General features: G+C 54.3%; 16 protein-coding genes. 9 read left to right on the top strand and 7 right to left on the bottom strand.

The genetic code is table 11. The features are described from left to right. Positions 1–281 precede the first annotated feature (281 nt). Positions 282–3,395, bottom strand: a complete 3,114-nt coding sequence (locus NSS64_RS16120; protein ID WP_341140765.1) for a glycoside hydrolase family 2 TIM barrel-domain containing protein — start codon at positions 3,393–3,395, stop codon at positions 282–284. 132 nt (positions 3,396–3,527) lie between these two features. Here NSS64_RS16120 and NSS64_RS16115 point away from each other — a divergent pair, with 132 nt between their 5' ends. Then, complete coding sequence (locus NSS64_RS16115; RefSeq protein ID WP_341140764.1) at positions 3,528–4,349, top strand: AraC family transcriptional regulator; 822 nt, start codon at positions 3,528–3,530, stop codon at positions 4,347–4,349. Between the two features lie 21 nt (positions 4,350–4,370). Here NSS64_RS16115 and NSS64_RS16110 read toward each other — a convergent pair whose 3' ends face one another. Continuing rightward, a complete protein-coding gene (locus NSS64_RS16110) occupies positions 4,371–5,831 on the bottom strand; it encodes an alpha-L-fucosidase (protein WP_341140763.1) in 1,461 nt (486 codons plus the stop codon). Between the two features lie 120 nt (positions 5,832–5,951). On the opposite strand from NSS64_RS16110, the gene NSS64_RS16105 reads away from it, so the two are divergent. Both NSS64_RS16105 and NSS64_RS16100 read left to right on the top strand, forming a co-directional pair. Then, positions 5,952–6,785, top strand: a complete 834-nt coding sequence (locus NSS64_RS16105) for a helix-turn-helix domain-containing protein (protein ID WP_341140762.1) — start codon at positions 5,952–5,954, stop codon at positions 6,783–6,785. A 109-nt stretch (positions 6,786–6,894) separates the two neighbouring features. Beyond that, complete coding sequence (locus NSS64_RS16100; protein WP_209875639.1) at positions 6,895–7,800, top strand: hypothetical protein; 906 nt, start codon at positions 6,895–6,897, stop codon at positions 7,798–7,800. Positions 7,801–7,914: 114 nt separating this feature from the next. Here NSS64_RS16100 and thiD read toward each other — a convergent pair whose 3' ends face one another. Next, entirely contained in the window at positions 7,915–8,727 is an 813-nt protein-coding gene (thiD, locus tag NSS64_RS16095) for a bifunctional hydroxymethylpyrimidine kinase/phosphomethylpyrimidine kinase (protein WP_340941592.1), read from the bottom strand. A 185-nt stretch (positions 8,728–8,912) separates the two neighbouring features. Here thiD and NSS64_RS16090 point away from each other — a divergent pair, with 185 nt between their 5' ends. Continuing rightward, positions 8,913–10,010, top strand: coding sequence for a glycosyltransferase family 2 protein (locus tag NSS64_RS16090; RefSeq protein WP_341140761.1), 1,098 nt, complete (start codon positions 8,913–8,915; stop codon positions 10,008–10,010). 50 nt (positions 10,011–10,060) lie between these two features. Here NSS64_RS16090 and NSS64_RS16085 read toward each other — a convergent pair whose 3' ends face one another. From NSS64_RS16085 to NSS64_RS16075, 3 genes are all read right to left on the bottom strand, one after another. After that, entirely contained in the window at positions 10,061–10,825 is a 765-nt protein-coding gene (locus NSS64_RS16085) for an SGNH/GDSL hydrolase family protein (protein ID WP_051478358.1), read from the bottom strand. 185 nt (positions 10,826–11,010) lie between these two features. Next, positions 11,011–12,093: a glycosyltransferase family 4 protein gene (locus NSS64_RS16080; protein WP_341140760.1), complete on the bottom strand. Its 1,083-nt coding sequence runs from the start codon at positions 12,091–12,093 to the stop codon at positions 11,011–11,013. A gap of 123 nt (positions 12,094–12,216) precedes the next feature. Further along, positions 12,217–13,059, bottom strand: coding sequence for a sugar phosphate isomerase/epimerase family protein (locus NSS64_RS16075; protein WP_340992446.1), 843 nt, complete (start codon positions 13,057–13,059; stop codon positions 12,217–12,219). Positions 13,060–13,155: 96 nt separating this feature from the next. Between NSS64_RS16075 and NSS64_RS16070 the strand changes: the two genes are divergently transcribed. Together NSS64_RS16070 and NSS64_RS16065 are read left to right on the top strand one after the other, a co-directional pair. Then, a complete protein-coding gene (locus tag NSS64_RS16070) occupies positions 13,156–14,118 on the top strand; it encodes an acetylxylan esterase (RefSeq protein WP_341140759.1) in 963 nt (320 codons plus the stop codon). A gap of 111 nt (positions 14,119–14,229) precedes the next feature. After that, positions 14,230–14,604: a YkvA family protein gene (locus NSS64_RS16065; RefSeq protein ID WP_051493493.1), complete on the top strand. Its 375-nt coding sequence runs from the start codon at positions 14,230–14,232 to the stop codon at positions 14,602–14,604. Positions 14,605–14,664: 60 nt separating this feature from the next. Here the strand turns inward: NSS64_RS16065 and NSS64_RS16060 are convergent, their stop codons facing one another. Next, the gene (locus tag NSS64_RS16060; protein WP_340992448.1) at positions 14,665–15,051 is read right to left on the bottom strand and encodes a winged helix-turn-helix transcriptional regulator; all 387 of its coding nucleotides are present in this window, start codon (positions 15,049–15,051) and stop codon (positions 14,665–14,667) included. Positions 15,052–15,201: 150 nt separating this feature from the next. On the opposite strand from NSS64_RS16060, the gene NSS64_RS16055 reads away from it, so the two are divergent. The 3 genes from NSS64_RS16055 to NSS64_RS16045 all read left to right on the top strand — a co-directional run bounded on the left by NSS64_RS16055 (position 15,202) and on the right by NSS64_RS16045 (position 17,251). Next, on the top strand, positions 15,202–15,888 hold the full coding sequence (locus NSS64_RS16055; protein WP_341140758.1) for an NAD(P)H-dependent oxidoreductase: 687 nt from the start codon (positions 15,202–15,204) through the stop codon (positions 15,886–15,888). 260 nt (positions 15,889–16,148) lie between these two features. Beyond that, on the top strand, positions 16,149–16,565 hold the full coding sequence (locus NSS64_RS16050; protein ID WP_036695124.1) for a CidA/LrgA family protein: 417 nt from the start codon (positions 16,149–16,151) through the stop codon (positions 16,563–16,565). After that, entirely contained in the window at positions 16,562–17,251 is a 690-nt protein-coding gene (locus tag NSS64_RS16045; RefSeq protein ID WP_076073978.1) for an LrgB family protein, read from the top strand. The genes NSS64_RS16050 and NSS64_RS16045 overlap by 4 nt, the downstream gene beginning before the upstream one ends. The last annotated feature ends 6 nt before the right edge of the window (positions 17,252–17,257 follow it).

Genomic DNA, 17,257 nt, shown 5'->3' with positions numbered 1-17,257 from the left:
GGTGTAGTAGTCTTCTATGAGTTATTCGCTATTCTTCGGCGGCCCCCTGCACAGGTGACAAAGGAAGTGCTGATTCGCCAAGCAAAGTGTTATTACGACTATTCTTGCTCTCTAGAGAGCAGTGTACATACAGAAGAGTATAATTGTATCCCCGGAGAGCTCCAGAGGTAGAATCTATAACAAAGAAAAAGCTTTCCATAACCCCCTTCCGGGCAATTATGGAAAGCTTTCTTCAGCTAGTTACAGACATTGTGCTGAGCTGCCTTAAGGGAGAAGGCAGTTTATAGCAGGGCGAGCTTGAACTTGAAGGTATACGGACGGTTGGCAGGCAGCGTGAACTGCTCATGGGTTGGCGCACCCCAGCTGTCATCGCCGCCCACGCCCATTTGCTTGTAATTGACACGCAGCACGGTTTTGTCAGAGGCTGGCAGCTTGTAGCCGTGGTCGCTGGCTTCAAGCTCAGCCGGAGACCAAGGAAGTGCATTGACTTCAAGCGGCAGCGCGCCCTCCACGGATAATCCGTGTCCTTCGTGTCCTGCGGTGACGGAAGCATACCGTACATCCGTCTTGTTGCCGCACTCCTGCGGGCGGAGGTAATCCGTGAACTGCTCGCTGACCTTGCCTGTGTACAGCCCCAACGGAGCTCCGGACTTACGGTCCCAATAGTTCTCATGCGGCCCGCGGCCGTACCAGGAGACCGTGTCCAGGCTGCTGTCCAGCTCGAAGACCATCCCGAATTCCGGGATCTCCGGCAGGGCGCTGCTGCCCGGGTTAAGCTCCTGTACAATCTCGACCGAACCATCCGTACGAATCTCGTAATGAACACGCAGGGTGGACTGCAGCTGCGAACCCAGCAGATAGTCAGCGGTCACGAAGCCGAGGCCCCCTTCCACACGGCAGCTGAACCGGGCCAGCTGACGCTCGTAGGACGCTTCCTTCCAGATCGCACAGCGCTCAGGATGCTTGTTGCCCAGATCATTGTCTGTTACAGCTCTCCAGAAGTTAGGTCTGGCCGGTGCGACGAGAACCTCCTTCCCGGAGGACTTCAGCGAGACAAGCGCGCCGGTTGCTGTCTCGAAGGCAAGCGCGAATCCGTTGCCCTCGAAGTTCACGAAGCCATCCTGATCCTTCACTTGCAGGGTGCCGCCCGAAAGTTCCGGGTTACGGGACGGGATATACGGGGTTAACACGAACTGTTCCCAGGCAACTTCATGCGCGGCCTCAGACCAGGCGGTTGCGCTCTCCTGAACGAACGACACTGTAAGCACAGCTTCCTTGTCCGATTCAAGCAGCGCTGAATCCAGCGGAACGGTGAAGCCGGCTGCTTCGCCAGGCGCTGCGGAGAGCGGCAATTGTCCTTCCTGGGCCGCTACGCCGTTCAGAGCCAGCGTCCATCTCAGCTGATAGTCTGCCAGATCCGTGAACAGGAAGTTGTTGCGGGCCTCGAAGCTCCCGCTCTTCAGATCCAGTGCGGTGATGGTGATATTCTGATAGCATTTCTTCACCTCGTAGAGCTTAGGCGTCACGCTGCGGTCCGCGAACAGCAGCCCGTTGCCGCTGAAGTTGCCGTCATGCGGCTTCTCCCCGAAATCCCCGCCGTAAGCCAGATAAGACACGCCTTCAGGAGTGGTTGTACGGATCGCCTGATCCACCCAGTCCCAGATGAATCCGCCCTGAATGCTGTCATATTTGTCGAACAGCTCCGTGTACAGTTGCAGGCCGCCGCAGGAGTTGCCCATGGCATGGCTGTATTCACACAGAATGTACGGCTTCTTCGGATTACTGAGAGCGTACTCCACGACTTCATCCGGCTTGATGTACATCGTCGATTCAATATCGCTGGCCGCGTCCGAAGGTCTGTAATGATAAGTGCCTTCATAATGCACCGGACGGGTCGGGTCAGCTTGCTTCAAGTGGTCATACATGGCCAGGAAGTTATCGCCGCCGAAGGATTCGTTGCCAAGCGACCAAATAATGACGGACGTGTGGTTCTTGTCGCGCTGCATCATGGAGTTACAGCGGTCAATGACGTTCGCGCGCCATTCCGGGCGGCTGCCGGGAACGTTCCCCTCATGCAGCTCCTTCTGCCCGTATTGCCAGGAGCCGTGTGTCTCCAGGTTCGTCTCGTCAATCACATAGAGACCATATTCGTCGCACAGCTCGTACCATACCGGTTGATTCGGATAGTGGGAGGTCCGCACGGCATTAATATTGTGCAGCTTCATCAGCTTAATGTCGGTGATCATATCTTCCTTGGAGAGCGCACGGCCGGTATCGCAGGAGAATTCATGGCGGTTCGTTCCCTTGAATACAATCCGTTTGCCGTTAATCTTCATCAGGCCGTCCCGGATCTCGAAGGTCCGGAAGCCCGTCTTGCAGCTGAGCGCTTCCAGCAGCTGTCCCTGATCGTCCTTCACCGAAATCAGCAGGGTGTAGAGGTTAGGCTTCTCCGCGCTCCATTTCAGCGGGTTCTTCACGGCTGCGGACAGCTTAAGCAGCTGAGTTCCTTCTTGTTCAAAAGCAAATCCGGCGGACACCGGCGCAGCCCATACCGGCTGCTGCTTGCTGTCGTAGAGCTGTACTTCAACGGTGTGTGCCCCGATGACCCGGTTATAATAGTTCTCCAGAGTCAGGTCGACCTGCAGCTCCGCATCGGTGAAGCTCTTGTCCAGCTCGGTGCGGACGAAGAAGTCGGCTACCCGTACCGGAGGCGCAGTGTAGAGATAGACATCGCGGAAGATCCCGCTCAGACGCCAGAAGTCCTGATCTTCCAGCCAGCTCGCATCACACCAGCGGTAGACTTCAACGGCCAGCTTGTTCTCGCCGGGAAGCAGGTAGGCGGTGATATCGAATTCTGACGGTGTGAAGGTATCCTCAGAGTATCCGGCAAGTTCGCCGTTCACCCATACATAGAAGGCGGATTCCACACCCTGGAAGCTGAGGAATACCGGCTGTCCGTCCCAATCCTGCGGAACGCTGAAGGAACGGATATAGGAGCCTACCGGATTGTATACCGTCGGAGCGAAGGGAGGCTTCAGATCCGGCTCGGATACTTCCCAAGGATAGCGTACATTGGTGTATTGGGGATAATCATATCCCTGGAACTGCCAGTGGGAAGGGACGGCGATATCTGCCCAGCCGGCAGAGTCGTATCCGGCCTTATAGAAGTCCTTGATCCGTGCATCCGGTGTCTCGGCAAACGCGAATTTCCATGTTCCGTTCAGCGTCTGGTAACGGGATGAGGACGCTTTATCCCCTTGCAGAGCGTCGGCTGCTGCCGGGAAGGACATCATGGAGGCGTGGGCATCTATACGGTTCAATTGAAAAATCTCAGGATTATTGTTCCATTCGGGATATCCGTTGGCAGGCTGCTGATATGAGAGTTTGTTGCGCAAGTTAACATCTCCTTATATTGTTATATTCATATTATAGGATGGGAAATGTTCTGGGTATATATAATGATTTTGTTTAGATATAATAGAATATGAAACTAAGTGATGCCAGATTGCATCTGGAGGGAGGCTGCTATGGACAGTACGATGATCTTTTGCGAAATGGAAGATATGCTTCTGCTGCCCCTGTATCCCATGACCATCGGGTATTGGGAGCATCAGGGGGAGATGTCCCGGCCTGCGGGCTTCCCGGATTATCAGCTGCACCAGGTCCTTGGCGGCAAGGGTGAAGTGAATATCAAGGGGAAATCCTATATTGCCGAGGCGGGTGATATCTTCTGTCTCTACCCGGATGTGCCCCACTCTTATACGCCGCTTACCCGCGAATGGGAGCTGGCCTGGATCTCCTTCAACGGAAGAGAAGCAGCCCAGATGCTGCTCTACGCCGGAATACGGGAGTCCGGGGTGGGACGCCTCAGAGCAGAATCCATCCTTGCTCCGCTTGAGGAGATGCTTACGCTCTCCTGCGGCAATGAGCTTCAGGACAACATGGAGCGTTCCAAGCTGCTGTATGCCCTGCTGCTGGATCTGAAGCGCAGCCTGCTTCCGGCCTCGAATGAGGACAATGAGCTTGCGCGGATGAAGCCGGTGCTGCAATATATTGAGCTTCACCTGCACCGCCCGCTGCTGCTGAAGGAGCTGGCCGAAGTGGCGTCAGTCTCGCCGCAGTATCTGTGCCGGCTGTTCCAGCGGACCGTCCGTGAACGGCCGGTGGCCTATATTAACAAGCAGCGGGTCAACCGGAGCAAGCAGCTGATGTTCAGCAGCCGGGGGCAGCGGATCTATGAAATCGCCCAGCGGGCAGGCTTCGAGAATGTCAGCTATTTCTGTGCTGTCTTCAAACGGATTACCGGCATGCAGCCGGAAGAGTGGAGAGGTCTGCATGGATTGGACTAGAGGAGCGGCTTCATAGATAGCTCACACAAGCTCCAGCTTAAACACAACCGGCAAGGCGCTTGTGACCGTAGTGGTACGGATCGTTAAGGCCTCAGTATCCCGTTCCCAGGAGGGCTGCTCACTGAAACCGAGGACTGTAATGTCCCTCAGGATTCCCTCGAAGCAGGGGGATTTCTCCCGGAGCGACTGGATGCGCACGATACCATCCTCCGGGTACACCAGTACTGTCGCATACAGGCAGCTGCCTTTTACAGTGAAGCGGATATCTTCCGGTGTGAACGTTTTGGCCTGGCCATCGGTAAATTGTCCTTCTTCAATACGTGTAGGCCCTTCCCCAAAGGTGCGCCAGAAGGAGGTATCATAGATCGCTTCTCCGTTTGTTCCCAGCCAGCTGCCGATGGCCGTCAGAATCGCCTGGTCCTCCTCTGCGAAGCTGCCATCGGCCTTGGGCCCCACGTTCAGGAGCAGATTGCCGTTCTTGCTGACGATATCGACCAGGTCGCGGATGATTTCTGCGGCGGATTTGTAGTCGTTATTCTCCGTATAACACCAGGAATTACGCGCTGCCGCGGTATCTGTCTGCCAGAAGAAGGGCTTCAGCCCGGCGAATTGCCCGCGCTCGACATCGGGGACCGCACTGCCGAACATGAAGGCATCATGCTTATAATTAATAGCCGCCGGCATTCCGCGCTCTGCCGCGCGATTGTAGTAGTAGGCCGCGAACTTTTGCAGATAGGGCCGGAAGGCCGCATTCTCAATCCACCAGTCGAAGTAAAAAATCTTGGGCTGGTACTGATCGACCAGCTCGCAGCAGCGGATCAGCCAGTCCTCCAGATACTCCCCGGACGGGGGAGAGCCGTACGGATCATGATGATCCGGTTCCGGCATAGCCGGCCAGTAGAAGTCGCCGCGGACAAGCGGCTCGCGGATATCGGAGTCGAATTCCTTGCCGTGGGACATGAAGAACCAGTGCTCCGCACGGTGGGAGGAGACGCCCAGCTCCAGCCCCTGCTCTGCGAAGGCTGCCTTCAGCTCGCCGAGAATATCCCGTCCGGGACCCATGTCATAAGTGTTATAATGAGAGACAGCGCTTTTATACATCTGGAAGCCGTCATGGTGTTCTGCCACGGGAATGACATATCTGGCGCCGGAGGCCTTGAATAATGCAGCCCACCCGGCCGGATCGAACTGCTTCGCTGTGAACAGGGGAATGAAGTCCTTGTACCCGAACGTCTTGTGGTTCCCGTAGACTGCCAGATGATGCTCATATTCCTTCGTGCCCTGAATGTACATATTGCGTGAATACCACTCATTGCTGAAGGCCGGAACCGAATACAGCCCCCAGTGAATGAAGATCCCGAATTTGGCCTGGCGGTACCACTGCGGCACCTCATAGGCGCTTAACGATTCCCAATTCGCCTTGTAAGGGCCGTTCTTAATCGTCTCGTCAATAACCTGCAGATAATCAGTTGTGTTCATCATGAGCCAGTCATCTCCCTGTGTATGAAGTAATGCCTTTATTGTACCGGGCGGCAGGGCGGGTAAGAATGTACGGTGCTAACTTTTTGATGTACAAAAATAACCTTTAAGGCGGTCTGTCCCATGGACTCCCACAATCTGCTTACCAGCTACCTGGCCAATCTCAAGGTTGACCTGATTGTAGCCGACTATAACGAATGCTCTATGGATTGGAAGGATCTGGACTACACTCCGGATTACAGCAAATTCTATTACATAATTGGCGGAGAAGGCTGGCTGAAGATCGGGGATAAGGAGTATTATCCGAAGCCGGGTGAGCTGATTCTAATGCCGGAGGGGGTGAGGCAATCCTATGCCTGCATCAGCGAACGTCCCTTTCTCAAATACTGGTGTCATTTCAGTGCCAAGGTCGGGCAGATGAACCTGTTCCGTGTGCTTGAGCTGAGCCATGTCTGTCTTCCTGAGAATTCTGCTGCGGTTGAGGCGGCGTTCAAGGGGATCACCGACAGTGCCAGATCTGACGCGGTCTACGCCCCGCTGCTGGCGAGAAGCAAACTGCTTGAGCTGATGTCCTATTACCTGATGAACCTCAAGCTGGATGAGCTCTCTTATAAGAATCTCGGGGCGGCCCGGAAGCTGACGGCTGTCCTGGATTATATCGCGGAGAATATCGAGCAGAATATGAGCATTCATGATCTTGCCGAGATTGCATACATGCATCCGAACTACTTCATGCGCCTGTTCAAGCAGCAGATCGGCGTGCCCCCCATCCAGTACATTACCCGGCAAAAGATTGAAAAGGCCAAAGAGCTGCTGACCACCACCTCCGGTTCGGTCAGCGCGATTGCCGATCAGCTCGGCTTCGGCGATCTGTTCTATTTCTCCAAGCAGTTCAAGAAGCATGCCGGGCTTACGCCCACCGAATTCAGGAAACAAAAGAGCGGAGGGATGCTGTAGTGCTTCTGAAACAGAGCATTGCTGCCCGTCTATAGCGCGAGTGGAGAATACAGGGTGAAGTCTGTTAATATAGAACTACGGCATCATCCATATCAAAGGAGAATTCAATGTGAACGAGAACCTGAAGCAAGCGTATGTACAGTTAGGATTACCTGAAACCGTAACCAGAGAGGAACTGAACAAGCGGTTCGATCTGCTCCTGAAGCGAAGACGCGCCCTGACCACAGAGGAAGAGATAGCAGCTTACGAAGCGGATTTCCGGGCGTACAAGCTGATTCTCGATACCTGGGATGAGCAGGAGATCCAGAAGGCTGAAGACGAGCGGCTTGCCAAGTATGGACGCTTCTCCGGTACGGCAAGCAAGTGGGAGACCTTCATGCGGCTATACCGGACACATGTGATCCTCGGCATTATCGGGCTGCTGGTAGTGATTTTTGGCGGGAAGGCCCTCTATGACAATTATCAGCATAGACAATATCTGGCTTCTCTGCCGCCAGTAGATGCTAAGATTATGTTCATCGGCAGCTTCGGAGTCACGGATACCAGCGGCAAGACCGAGGAGCTGGAGAAGGCGATCATCGCGGCTTATCCGGAATGGAAGCGGGTGGAGACGGTGATGACTTACCTGCCCAGAACGGGCGAAGGCTCCGACTCGCTGGATATGAATTATATGCAAAAGGCAGTTGTGGAGCTGGCGGCGAACCGGCCGGATATCCTCATTCTGGATGAGGCCACCGTCAAGTGGATCGGCGGACAGACCGGATTCCAGAATCTGGAGCCGATCACAGCGGACGGGAAGCTTGCCGCTGACGATACCCGCATGCAGTGGGGAGTCAATGAGGACACGGGCAAGAATGAGCTGTATGGTGTAGATATTCTGAAATCTCCGTTCATCTCAGAGCTGCCTATCAATTATAATGCGAAATCCATCATTATCGGTGTACTGAATGACAAGGACAAAGATAAGATGCTGGCGTTCGTGAAGCATATTGCGGAGGAGCCGCCCGTTAAGTAAGCAGGATACACAGTACACCAAAAACCTCTCTTCACCGATGGACCGGACAGTCATCAGGAAGAGAGGTTTTTGGTATGCCTATTGCTCTATTATATGCTTGTTAAGGGTCTGATCTTACTGCTCTAAGCGGTAGCCCCCATGGAATACAGGACCGACATACTCATTGAACGCATAGCCATTGCGGATGGCGGCAGATACGAAATCTTTCGCCTTCACCACAGCATCCTTCACCGACAAGCCGTTAGCCAGTCCGCCGGTAATCGCTGCGGCGAAGGTGCATCCCGCTCCATGGTTATGGGCAGGCTCGATCTTCGCAGTCTCCAGGACGAGGTATTCGCTGCCGTCGAAGAAGATATCAATCGCCTTGTCGCCGCCCAGCGCCTTGCCGCCCTTGACGACAACATTCCGGGTGCCGAGCTGATGGATCAGGCGGGCAGCTTCCTTCATCTGATCAAGCGTAGTCAGCTTGCCGAGACCCGAGAGCACTCCGGCTTCGAACAGATTCGGAGTAGCCACCGTAGCCAGCGGCAGCAGCAGATCGCGGATGGCATCTGCACTCTCCGGGTTCAGTACTTCATCCTCGCCTTTACATACCATAACCGGATCGATCACGACATTGGTCTGCTTGTTGCTCTTCAGGGCCTGTTCAGTAACCTTAACAATGTCCACACTGCCGAGCATACCAGTCTTCATGGCATCCACAGGACCGCCGGCGAAGATTGTCTTAAGCTGTTCGGCAACGATGGCAGCATCGACAGGGTATACATTATGATGCCAGCCCCGGTCAGGGTCCATCGTTACAATGGTAGTCAGGGCACTAAGGCCGTAAGTACCGTATTCCTCAAAGGTTTTGAGGTCTGCCTGAATGCCTGCGCCTCCGCTGGAGTCACTGCCGGCAATGGTTAATGTCTTAATGATTTTTGACAAAGGTAACGTCCCCTTCTTGTATATAAATAGTATGCTGCTTATTATAACAAAAATCATCGGCTTAGTCCGCAAAAAAAGTATAAGCTCCAAAAACGCACCGCTGCCCTTGGGTGAGAGCATGGGTTTGCCGGCTGCTGCACTGCATATCATGGTAGTCTAGTGGATTATGTATTCAGGAGGCTGCCATGATTGAGATCAGTTTATGCATGATTGTCCGCAATGAGGAGAAGAGCCTGCCCCGCTGCCTGGCTTCGGTGGAAGGGCTGGTCGATGAGATCGTCATTGTAGATACGGGATCGGCAGACCACACCAAGGAGATTGCCGGTGCCTTTGGAGCCGCAATTTATGATTTTACCTGGATTGACGATTTCTCCGCTGCCCGTAATTACGCCTTCAGCAAGGCGACCCGGGATTATATCTTCTGGCTGGATGCGGACGACTATCTGAGAGAAGAGGATCAGGCGCTGTTCAGGGAGCTGAAGTCTTCGCTGCCGGAGCAGGTGGACAGTGTGAATATGCAGTATAATCTCGCTTTTGACGGGGAGGGAAGGGTGACGACCTCCTTGCGGCGCAACCGGCTGGTCCGCCGGGCGTGCGGGTTCCGCTGGATCGGTCCGGTGCATGAATATCTGGAGGTGTACGGCCCGTCGCTGGCAAGCAGAGTCTGTGTCACCCATGAGAAGGATAAAGCGTACACGGACCGCAATCTGCAGATCTACCGTAAACGGGAAGCGGAAGGAGAGAGCTTCTCTGCGCGTGATCAATATTATTACGCCAATGAGCTGCGCGACCACGGAATTCACCGGGAGGCCCGCCGGTATTACGAGCTGTTCCTCAGCGGTGGGCAGGGCTGGATTGAAGATAATATTCAGGCCTGCCTGCGGCTGGCCGAATGCCTGGAAGCGCTTGGGGACAAGGAAACGGCCTTCACTGCGGTCACCCGCACGCTGCAATATGATGCCCCGCGTGCCGAAGGCTGCTGCCGGATAGGGGCCTGGCATCTGGAGAAGGGCCAGCTTCATCCGGCAATCTACTGGTTTGAGCTTGCTATTCAGCTGCCCGGACAGGCGGAGTCCATGGCGATGAAGAATGAGGCTTTCGCCACCTGGATTCCGAATCTGCAGCTTGCGCTCTGCTATGACCGGCTGGGCCAGCATGAACGGGCCAACCGCTATAATGAGACTGCGCTGCTTCATTCCCCCGGCCATCCCAGCATGCTGTATAACCGGAATTACTTCCAGAAGCTACTGGGCGACAAGTATGTCTCCTTGCAGCAGCCCTGAACACATAACAAGCGCTCCCCTGCCAAGGCTGGGGGAGCGCTTGTTATTGTCTACGGATGTCCAGGCATTGCCGCAGGCTCCAGCAGCAGCTGGGGTTCACTCATGCGGATGAATTCCAGCACCTTGTCGTAGATAATCCGGTGGCCCTCCCGGTTGGGGTGGATGCCGTCCCGGCAGATGAACTTGGTATAATCCGGCTGCTGCAGGAAGGCACCCCGGACATCGATAATCTTGGTCCTGGTGCTCTCGGCGACCTTGAGGATAGCGGAGTTATAACGCTCCTGCCACCAGTAGATTTTGGTGACGCTGCCGAGGAACTTCATAATGTTCACTTCGGAATCGGGATTGTTGCCGCTGACCCACTTGAAGTAGTTGTCCGCATTCAGCGGAGGCAGACTCATCAGGATTGGCGTGATTCCCTGGTTTTTCAGGAAATGGATCATATCAGCCAGCATCCGCTCGAAGGCCGGAAAATCTGTCTTGGGACTATGCTCTGCCTCGGGATTGCTCGCAATCTCACTCCAGTGGTAGTCACAGTCATTGCCGCCGTATTCAATCAGCACCACATCCGGCTTCTCCTTCAGGACATCCCGCTTCAGATTGCCGAAGCCCTTCATCAGCGTATTGCCGAATCTGGCAGTATTGCGCATAGCTCCCTTGAGCTTGCCCTGAAGCATGGATACATAATTATCCTCCAGAATGACATACTTGCTTCGGGTCTCGTCATACACAACGCCCTTGGAGATAGAATCCCCGCTGACCATATATTTGAACTGAGACCCCATGGACTCTTGCTGCTCCTCATTCCTGTTCATGCTCCCGCCTCCGATAACCCTAGTGTATATACAATCAGTGTAAACCATACATGCAGCCGTGCCTATGTATAGATGTCATGGGTTCTTAGGTTTGCCGGCAGTATTCTGGCGGATCAGTGGATAATACAGAAAAGGTTCAACCCCATCCTCATAAGTTGGACCTTTTTCTGCATTCTCCGGGACCTCTACCCATTCTCTGCAAAAGGTCGGCTGGAGCGCGCTTTACCCGCACCGTTCCCCTTTAAAAAAGCAGCGGCTGTCCGTTCCATGATTTTGACACTGTTCTCCCAGGTCCATGATCTTGAATCGCTCTCACCGCGCGCGGCGATCCGGTTCCGGAGTACGGGATCTTGAATGAGCCGCATCACATCCGCCGCAAGCCGGTTCTCATACCGGTAGGACAACAAGGAGTTCTCCTCATGGCGGGCATACTCCAGATTTCCTCCCGAGTATACCGAGACTACCGCCGCCCCGCAGCGCATCGCCTCCAGCCCGGGCAATGAGCCGGTGTCGAAAATGCTGGAGCTGACAAAAATATCAGCACCGTTATAGTGATAGCATAGCTCCTCGTCATTGAGCGGCGTGAAGAAGCGGTATTTGCCGCTGTCCATCATTCTTCTCAGTGTATCAGAAGTGAAGCATTCATCCGGCGGACTGATGAAATTGATATTGACCCACGGGAAGTTCTGCTTCACGATATCCAGCTGATTCACCAGATAATCCTGCTCGCGGTGCCAGGAGAAGCCGTGCTCCACCTTGCGCAGAATCGCTGTAATATTCAGCGGCTCCTGAAGCTCCTTGCGGATATTCATATTTCGGAATGAAGCGCTGATCCCTACCGGTACAATGCTTCCGCTGATGCCGTGACTGAGCCTAATCAACTCCTGCTGCCATCTGGAGAGGACAATTAGTTTATCGGTAATGTGGTAAGAGGGGAAGGATATCTCGCTCTGCGGGAGAAAAAGAGGTTCATAGCATAGAGAAAGGCGGATATGCATGCCTTTGCCGCTCAGGCTGGCTGCCTGTGAGACCGGAACCGTAGTGTAGAAGTTGGAGACGATGATATCACTGACCGGAAAATCGGATTCACGGAGCAGCGGGTAGTCGGTAATCAGCAGAGTGGAACGGACGTCATAGGAAACATCCCCTCCCAGCGGCATGACAATCACAACCTGGTGGCCCCGGGCCGTAAGACCGTTCGTAAGCTCCACGAGCATGCGTTGTGCCCCGCCATGGCTTAAGGTAAGAATGGGGAAAGTGAACCGCATCTGTGATCCCTTCCTTTCTGTACAATCGCCCTGCAAAAATGCGATAGGTATACTATTTTATTCAGTGAAAAGCGAAAAGTACCGCTAAGCGGTACTTTTGGAGGAAATGGGGGTATGGCTGGATTATAACGATTTGCGCAGATTGCGCAGCAGATTCACAGTGTCCCGGATCTCCAGGCTGGTGACATCCTCCAGCGAGACATCGATCATCGGCTTATGCGCCTCAAGCTTGTTCAGGAACTCAGCGGTGTGGAACAGTCCGGCTCCGGGAGCGCCGTGACGAATGTGTCCGCCGTCTTCATAGATTCCTTTGAGATGGGCGAGGATGATCCGGTCGCCGAACAGGCTGAAGGATTGATCGACGATCTCATCCTGGAGATGAACCTCTTCACCGATCAGGTTGCACGGGTCGAATACGACACCGATGGAGCTGGAAGGCACCTCGTCGAGGATGCGCCGCATTTTGGCTGGAGAGGACAGGGTATGGGTACTGACGCCTTCAAGCCCTAAGAATACGCCCCACTTCTCCGCCTCCTCTGCCAGCTCCTCAATCGTTGCCTTAAGGGCATCCCAGCCGAGCTCCTCATAGCGGTAAGGATCAAGCTCCTGGAAGGTCTTGAGTGCTCCCGTCTCCGTGGCGACCATAGGGGCACCGAACAGGCGGGCATAGCGCAGATGCTCCTTGAAGCGGTCGATCTCCGCCCGGCGGACCGCAGGATCGGGGTGGATCGGATTGATGTAGCAGCCAAGCACGCCAATGCGGATACCGGCCCTGTCGAATTGCTCACCGATATAGGAGGCTAGTCCAGGACTCAGCTTGCCCGGGGAGAGGTCGATATCCTGTATGGCTTTGGACAGAGCGAGCTGTACGAAATCAATATTGTAGGTCTGAAGAGCGGAGGTCAATTCCTTAAGCGGCAGGCAGCCGGCAGTATGCGCCAACGTTCCGTAACGAATAATAAACAACTCCTTTGGAATTCTATGAATTTATATCTATAATATTAATGACGCTTACATAGACATGCAAGTTTAAAGAGTGCATGCACAACAGGAGGAATTGAGATGAATGCAATAGAAGCGCGTAAGCAAGAGCTTGAGAACTGCCGTCCAGAGCCGACTCTGGACCGGGAGACGGTTGATGAATTCTGGAATGAGCTGCTCGCGGAAGATGAAGAGCAGCCGCTGGAGGTGACCCTCACCCCTGAAGAGACCCCCTATCCGGGCATGAAGGTGAGTAAGGTCAGCTACATGAGCTATGGGGAGACTACGATCAATGCCTGGTATATCCAGCCTGCCGGTGATACAGAGAACACTGGAGACCGGCCGTGTGTTGTGACCTTTCCAGGTTATACTGGAGACCGGGGATATCCCGAGCGTTACGCACATTTCTTGCTGCTTGGCTACACTGTCCTCGCCGTAGATGTTCGTGGACAGCTAGGCGAGACGGGCAATCTGCTGCCGCAGGAGCATGGCATTGTCAGAGGCTGGATTACCCAGGGGTTGCTGGAGAAGGAGCAATCCTATTATCTGGCGTTAGCTATAGATACCGTCCGGGCCATTGAGACGGCAGCACAGCTGCCAGGGGTTGATCCGGAGCGCATTGCGATTACAGGAGCCAGTCAGGGCGGGGGGATCGCTCTCTTGGCAGGGGCGCTCAGCCGCCGCGTGGCTGCGGTAGCCGCAGATATTCCTAATCTGTGCCGGCTGGATTTCGGTGTGCTGAATTCCACCAGCTCACTTACAGAGATCGCGGAATACTTGAAGCGTTATCCGGAGCACCTGGAGCGTGTGCTGGAGAATCTGGCCTTTTTCGACATCGTTAATCTGGCTCACCGCTTCACTGTCCCTGTCCTGATGTCTGTAGGCTGGAAGGATACGGTATGTATGCCGGAGACGATCTATGCCGCGTATAACCGGATAGAGTCGCCTAAGGAGATTAAGGATTATCCGTTCTCCGGGCATGAGGTGAGCGAATTCCAGCGCAGACAGACGGCACTGTTCTTCCAGGAGCATCTGGGCTCCTAAAAGAAGCGGTACAGGCTACAGTGATTAGCAGCAAGGGAATGGTGTGATGATATAGTAAGGGCTGGCGCGAGGCCATGTGAAGGCAGTCTAATCACCGGGAGGGAATTACAGATGGACAATCAGACAGGTAAGCTGCCGGCGGGAGTATTGGTGGAGAGCTTTGAGTATGACAAGAAGAATGAGGAGCTGGTGAAGAAGAGCTTCTGGAGCAAAACCAGGAAAGCCGCCGGTAAAATCCCCTTCACCAGAGAAGCGATAGCCATGTACTACTGTGCTATGGATGCCAAAACACCGCTATGGGCGAAAGGGATTGCCTTTGGAGCGCTGGCGTATTTCATTTCCCCGATCGATGCTATTCCCGATGCGCTGATCGGCCTGGGCTTCACAGACGATGCTGCAGTCATGGCGGCGGGCATCCGGGCTATTGCCGGACAGGTCAAGGAGGAGCATAAGCAGAAGGCGGAGGAGTTTTTCGAAGATTCATGATAGGCTGGAAGATAGCGAAGGGATGCAGCGGGTTGCTGCATCCCTATTCTGTGCGCTCTGCTACACTCCGGTGTCTATAGCTGGACGCTCTGAAGTCTGCTGCTTCGCCTGGTACTCCAGACCCCAATCTCTCATCAGCTTGATGATCGGAATCAGAGACCGGCCGAAATCAGTCAAGGAGTACTCGACCTTCGGGGGCACCTGATGATAGACCTCACGGTGTACAACGCCATCCTCCTCCAGCTCGCGGAGCTGCAGGGTCAGCATGCGCTGGGTGATGCCGGGGCAGATGCGGCGGAATTCATTGAACCGGACGGTGGAATCCATCATATGGTACAAGAGCACACCCTTCCATTTGCCGCCGATAACATCGAGGGTGAATTCTACAGGACAAGCAGGGCCCTTGCCGTCCGGGCAGGTGCCGAAACCGCCTTTACGGTCGCGCATCATTGAACACGCTCCTTAGTATCATTTTGTATACTACATCACATAAATGTGCGTACTTCTAAATGTGTTGTATATCCATTACTATAGGCATGGGAACAGGAAAACGTCAATTCCTTATCATGAACGGTACACAGAAAGGGAGTATGGAGGATGGAGAACACAAGCACAGCAACTCAAATGACGAAAGAGCAGATTTTGGCGGCCTATGAGTACAGACATGCGACCAAAGAATTCGACAGAAGCAGAAAAATCAGCGGGGAGGATTTCGGCTTCATTCTGGAGACGGGACGTCTGTCACCGAGCTCGTTCGGCTTCGAACCCTGGAAATTTGTAGTGGTCCAGAACCCGGAGCTCCGGCAGAAGCTGCTGCCGTACGCCTGGGGAGCTCAGAAGCAGCTTCCGACCGCAAGCCATTTCGTGCTTATTCTGGCCAGACAGCCGCGTGATCTGGCAGCTGACTCAGAATATATTCAGAGTATGATGTCAGAGGTGCAGAAGCTGCCGGTTGAGATTGCAGAGGGCAAGCAGCGGGTCTTCGGCGCATTCCTGAAAAACGATTTCGGCCTGGCTGGCAATGAGCGGGCGATCTTCGAGTGGGGGGCGCGTCAGACGTATCTGCCCCTTGGCAATATGATGACCGCAGCCGCGCTGATCGGCGTCGATTCCTGTCCGATTGAAGGCTTCGATAAGCTGAAGATGGAGCAGCTTCTGGCCGACGAGGGGATTATGGACCCTGAACATTTCGGGCTGGCCTGCATGGTAGCCTTCGGCTACCGTACCGGCGAGCCGCGTGCCAAGACCCGGCGGACCGCTTCGCAGGTGGTGGAGTGGGTCTAAGGGAGGCGTCAACGGGCAGGAGAACGTACTGAGAATCTAAAAAGAAACGGATGCAGCCCCAGGGCGTCATCCGTTTCTTTTTGCAATCTGGAGATTCTGCGGCAGTTCCTGCTTCCGCTTGCACCATTATGAAAGTACATAGAAGAGTCGAAAACTTATTGAAAATTTACTGAAAATTCTGCTACTCTTAGGAGGTCAACTTGCTGCCGGTAAGCAGCTGCTTAAGATCGTCATTTCAAGTTTGAAGGGATTCCTGCATTATGAAAATCATCCGCATTATCGCCGAGGTCTGCTTGCTGTATGTGTTCTTCCTGGCTGGAGACTATCTGCAAGAGCTGCTGCATTTGCCGATTCCAGGCAGTATCGTGGGACTGTTGCTGCTCTTCGTCTTGCTGCTGCTAAAGATTGTGCCCGTGAAGCTGATCGAGAACGGCTCGTCCTTTATACTGGCGTATCTGCCCATGTTCTTCATCCCGGCCACCGCAGGCATTATGAATCATCTGGATATCTTCAGCGGAAGAGGCTTGCTCCTGATTGGTATTCTTGTCATCAGCAGTGTGCTGACCATGGTTGTTACAGCACATTCCAGCCAGTGGATTGCTGCCCGCAGCGTCAAACGGTTAACACGCCGGACGTACCGTGCCCGTAATCTCCACGGGAAGGGGAAGGAAGCATGAGAATTCTGCTGGCCATTGGTTTCGTGCTGATGAACGTTGTGATCTATCTGGTCATGTCCATGCTGTACAGACGCTACCGTCTTCCTGTCCTCCTGCCCGCACTGACGGCAACGTTCACGGTTGTTGTGCTGCTCATGGGCTTCCATATCTCTTATGAGACTTATATGATCGGCGGCGACTGGATTAACCGCCTGCTGGGACCAGCGGTAGTATCGCTGGCTTATCCCTTATACAAACAGCGGCATGTACTGTGGAAGAATCTCCCCGCCATTCTCGGCGGAACGGTCACCGGACTTATGGTCGGAATGTTCAGCGGGCTGCTGATGGCAGCCGGACTCGGCTTCTCCAAGCTGTACGTGCTGTCCATTCTGCCCAAGTCGATTACCACCGCTGTAGCGATCCAGATCTCCAGCAATCTTGGCGGAGATTCATCGCTGACCTCCGTGTTCGTGATGGTTGCCGGCTTCACGGGAGCGATTGGCGGCCCCTACATTATCAAGCTGTTCAGAATCCGCAGCGAGTCGGGGATCGGCATTGGCCTGGGCACAGCTTCCCATGCCCTCGGCACAGCCAAAGCACTGGAATACGGCGAGGAGTCCGTCTCCATGAGCTCTGTAGCCATGACCGTATGCGCGATTGTCGGCTCCATCGCCGGACCGCTAGTCGCCTGGATCATGTACCATTGAGCTTGC

Origin of the sequence: Paenibacillus sp. FSL H8-0122, from assembly GCF_038005345.1 — a bacterium.
Classification (GTDB): domain Bacteria; phylum Bacillota; class Bacilli; order Paenibacillales; family Paenibacillaceae; genus Paenibacillus_AQ.
This window is presented reverse-complemented; position numbering and strand designations above follow the sequence as displayed.

Coding starts and splice junctions, on each gene's coding strand:
- NSS64_RS16115 (WP_341140764.1), top strand. CDS start 3,528: ATGGACAGTACGATGATCTTTTGCGAAATGGAAGATATGCTTCTGCTG.
- NSS64_RS16110 (WP_341140763.1), bottom strand. CDS start 5,831: ATGATGAACACAACTGATTATCTGCAGGTTATTGACGAGACGATTAAG.
- NSS64_RS16105 (WP_341140762.1), top strand. CDS start 5,952: ATGGACTCCCACAATCTGCTTACCAGCTACCTGGCCAATCTCAAGGTT.
- NSS64_RS16090 (WP_341140761.1), top strand. CDS start 8,913: ATGATTGAGATCAGTTTATGCATGATTGTCCGCAATGAGGAGAAGAGC.
- NSS64_RS16085 (WP_051478358.1), bottom strand. CDS start 10,825: ATGAACAGGAATGAGGAGCAGCAAGAGTCCATGGGGTCTCAGTTCAAA.
- NSS64_RS16080 (WP_341140760.1), bottom strand. CDS start 12,093: ATGCGGTTCACTTTCCCCATTCTTACCTTAAGCCATGGCGGGGCACAA.
- NSS64_RS16070 (WP_341140759.1), top strand. CDS start 13,156: ATGAATGCAATAGAAGCGCGTAAGCAAGAGCTTGAGAACTGCCGTCCA.
- NSS64_RS16065 (WP_051493493.1), top strand. CDS start 14,230: ATGGACAATCAGACAGGTAAGCTGCCGGCGGGAGTATTGGTGGAGAGC.
- NSS64_RS16060 (WP_340992448.1), bottom strand. CDS start 15,051: ATGCGCGACCGTAAAGGCGGTTTCGGCACCTGCCCGGACGGCAAGGGC.
- NSS64_RS16055 (WP_341140758.1), top strand. CDS start 15,202: ATGGAGAACACAAGCACAGCAACTCAAATGACGAAAGAGCAGATTTTG.
- NSS64_RS16050 (WP_036695124.1), top strand. CDS start 16,149: ATGAAAATCATCCGCATTATCGCCGAGGTCTGCTTGCTGTATGTGTTC.
- NSS64_RS16045 (WP_076073978.1), top strand. CDS start 16,562: ATGAGAATTCTGCTGGCCATTGGTTTCGTGCTGATGAACGTTGTGATC.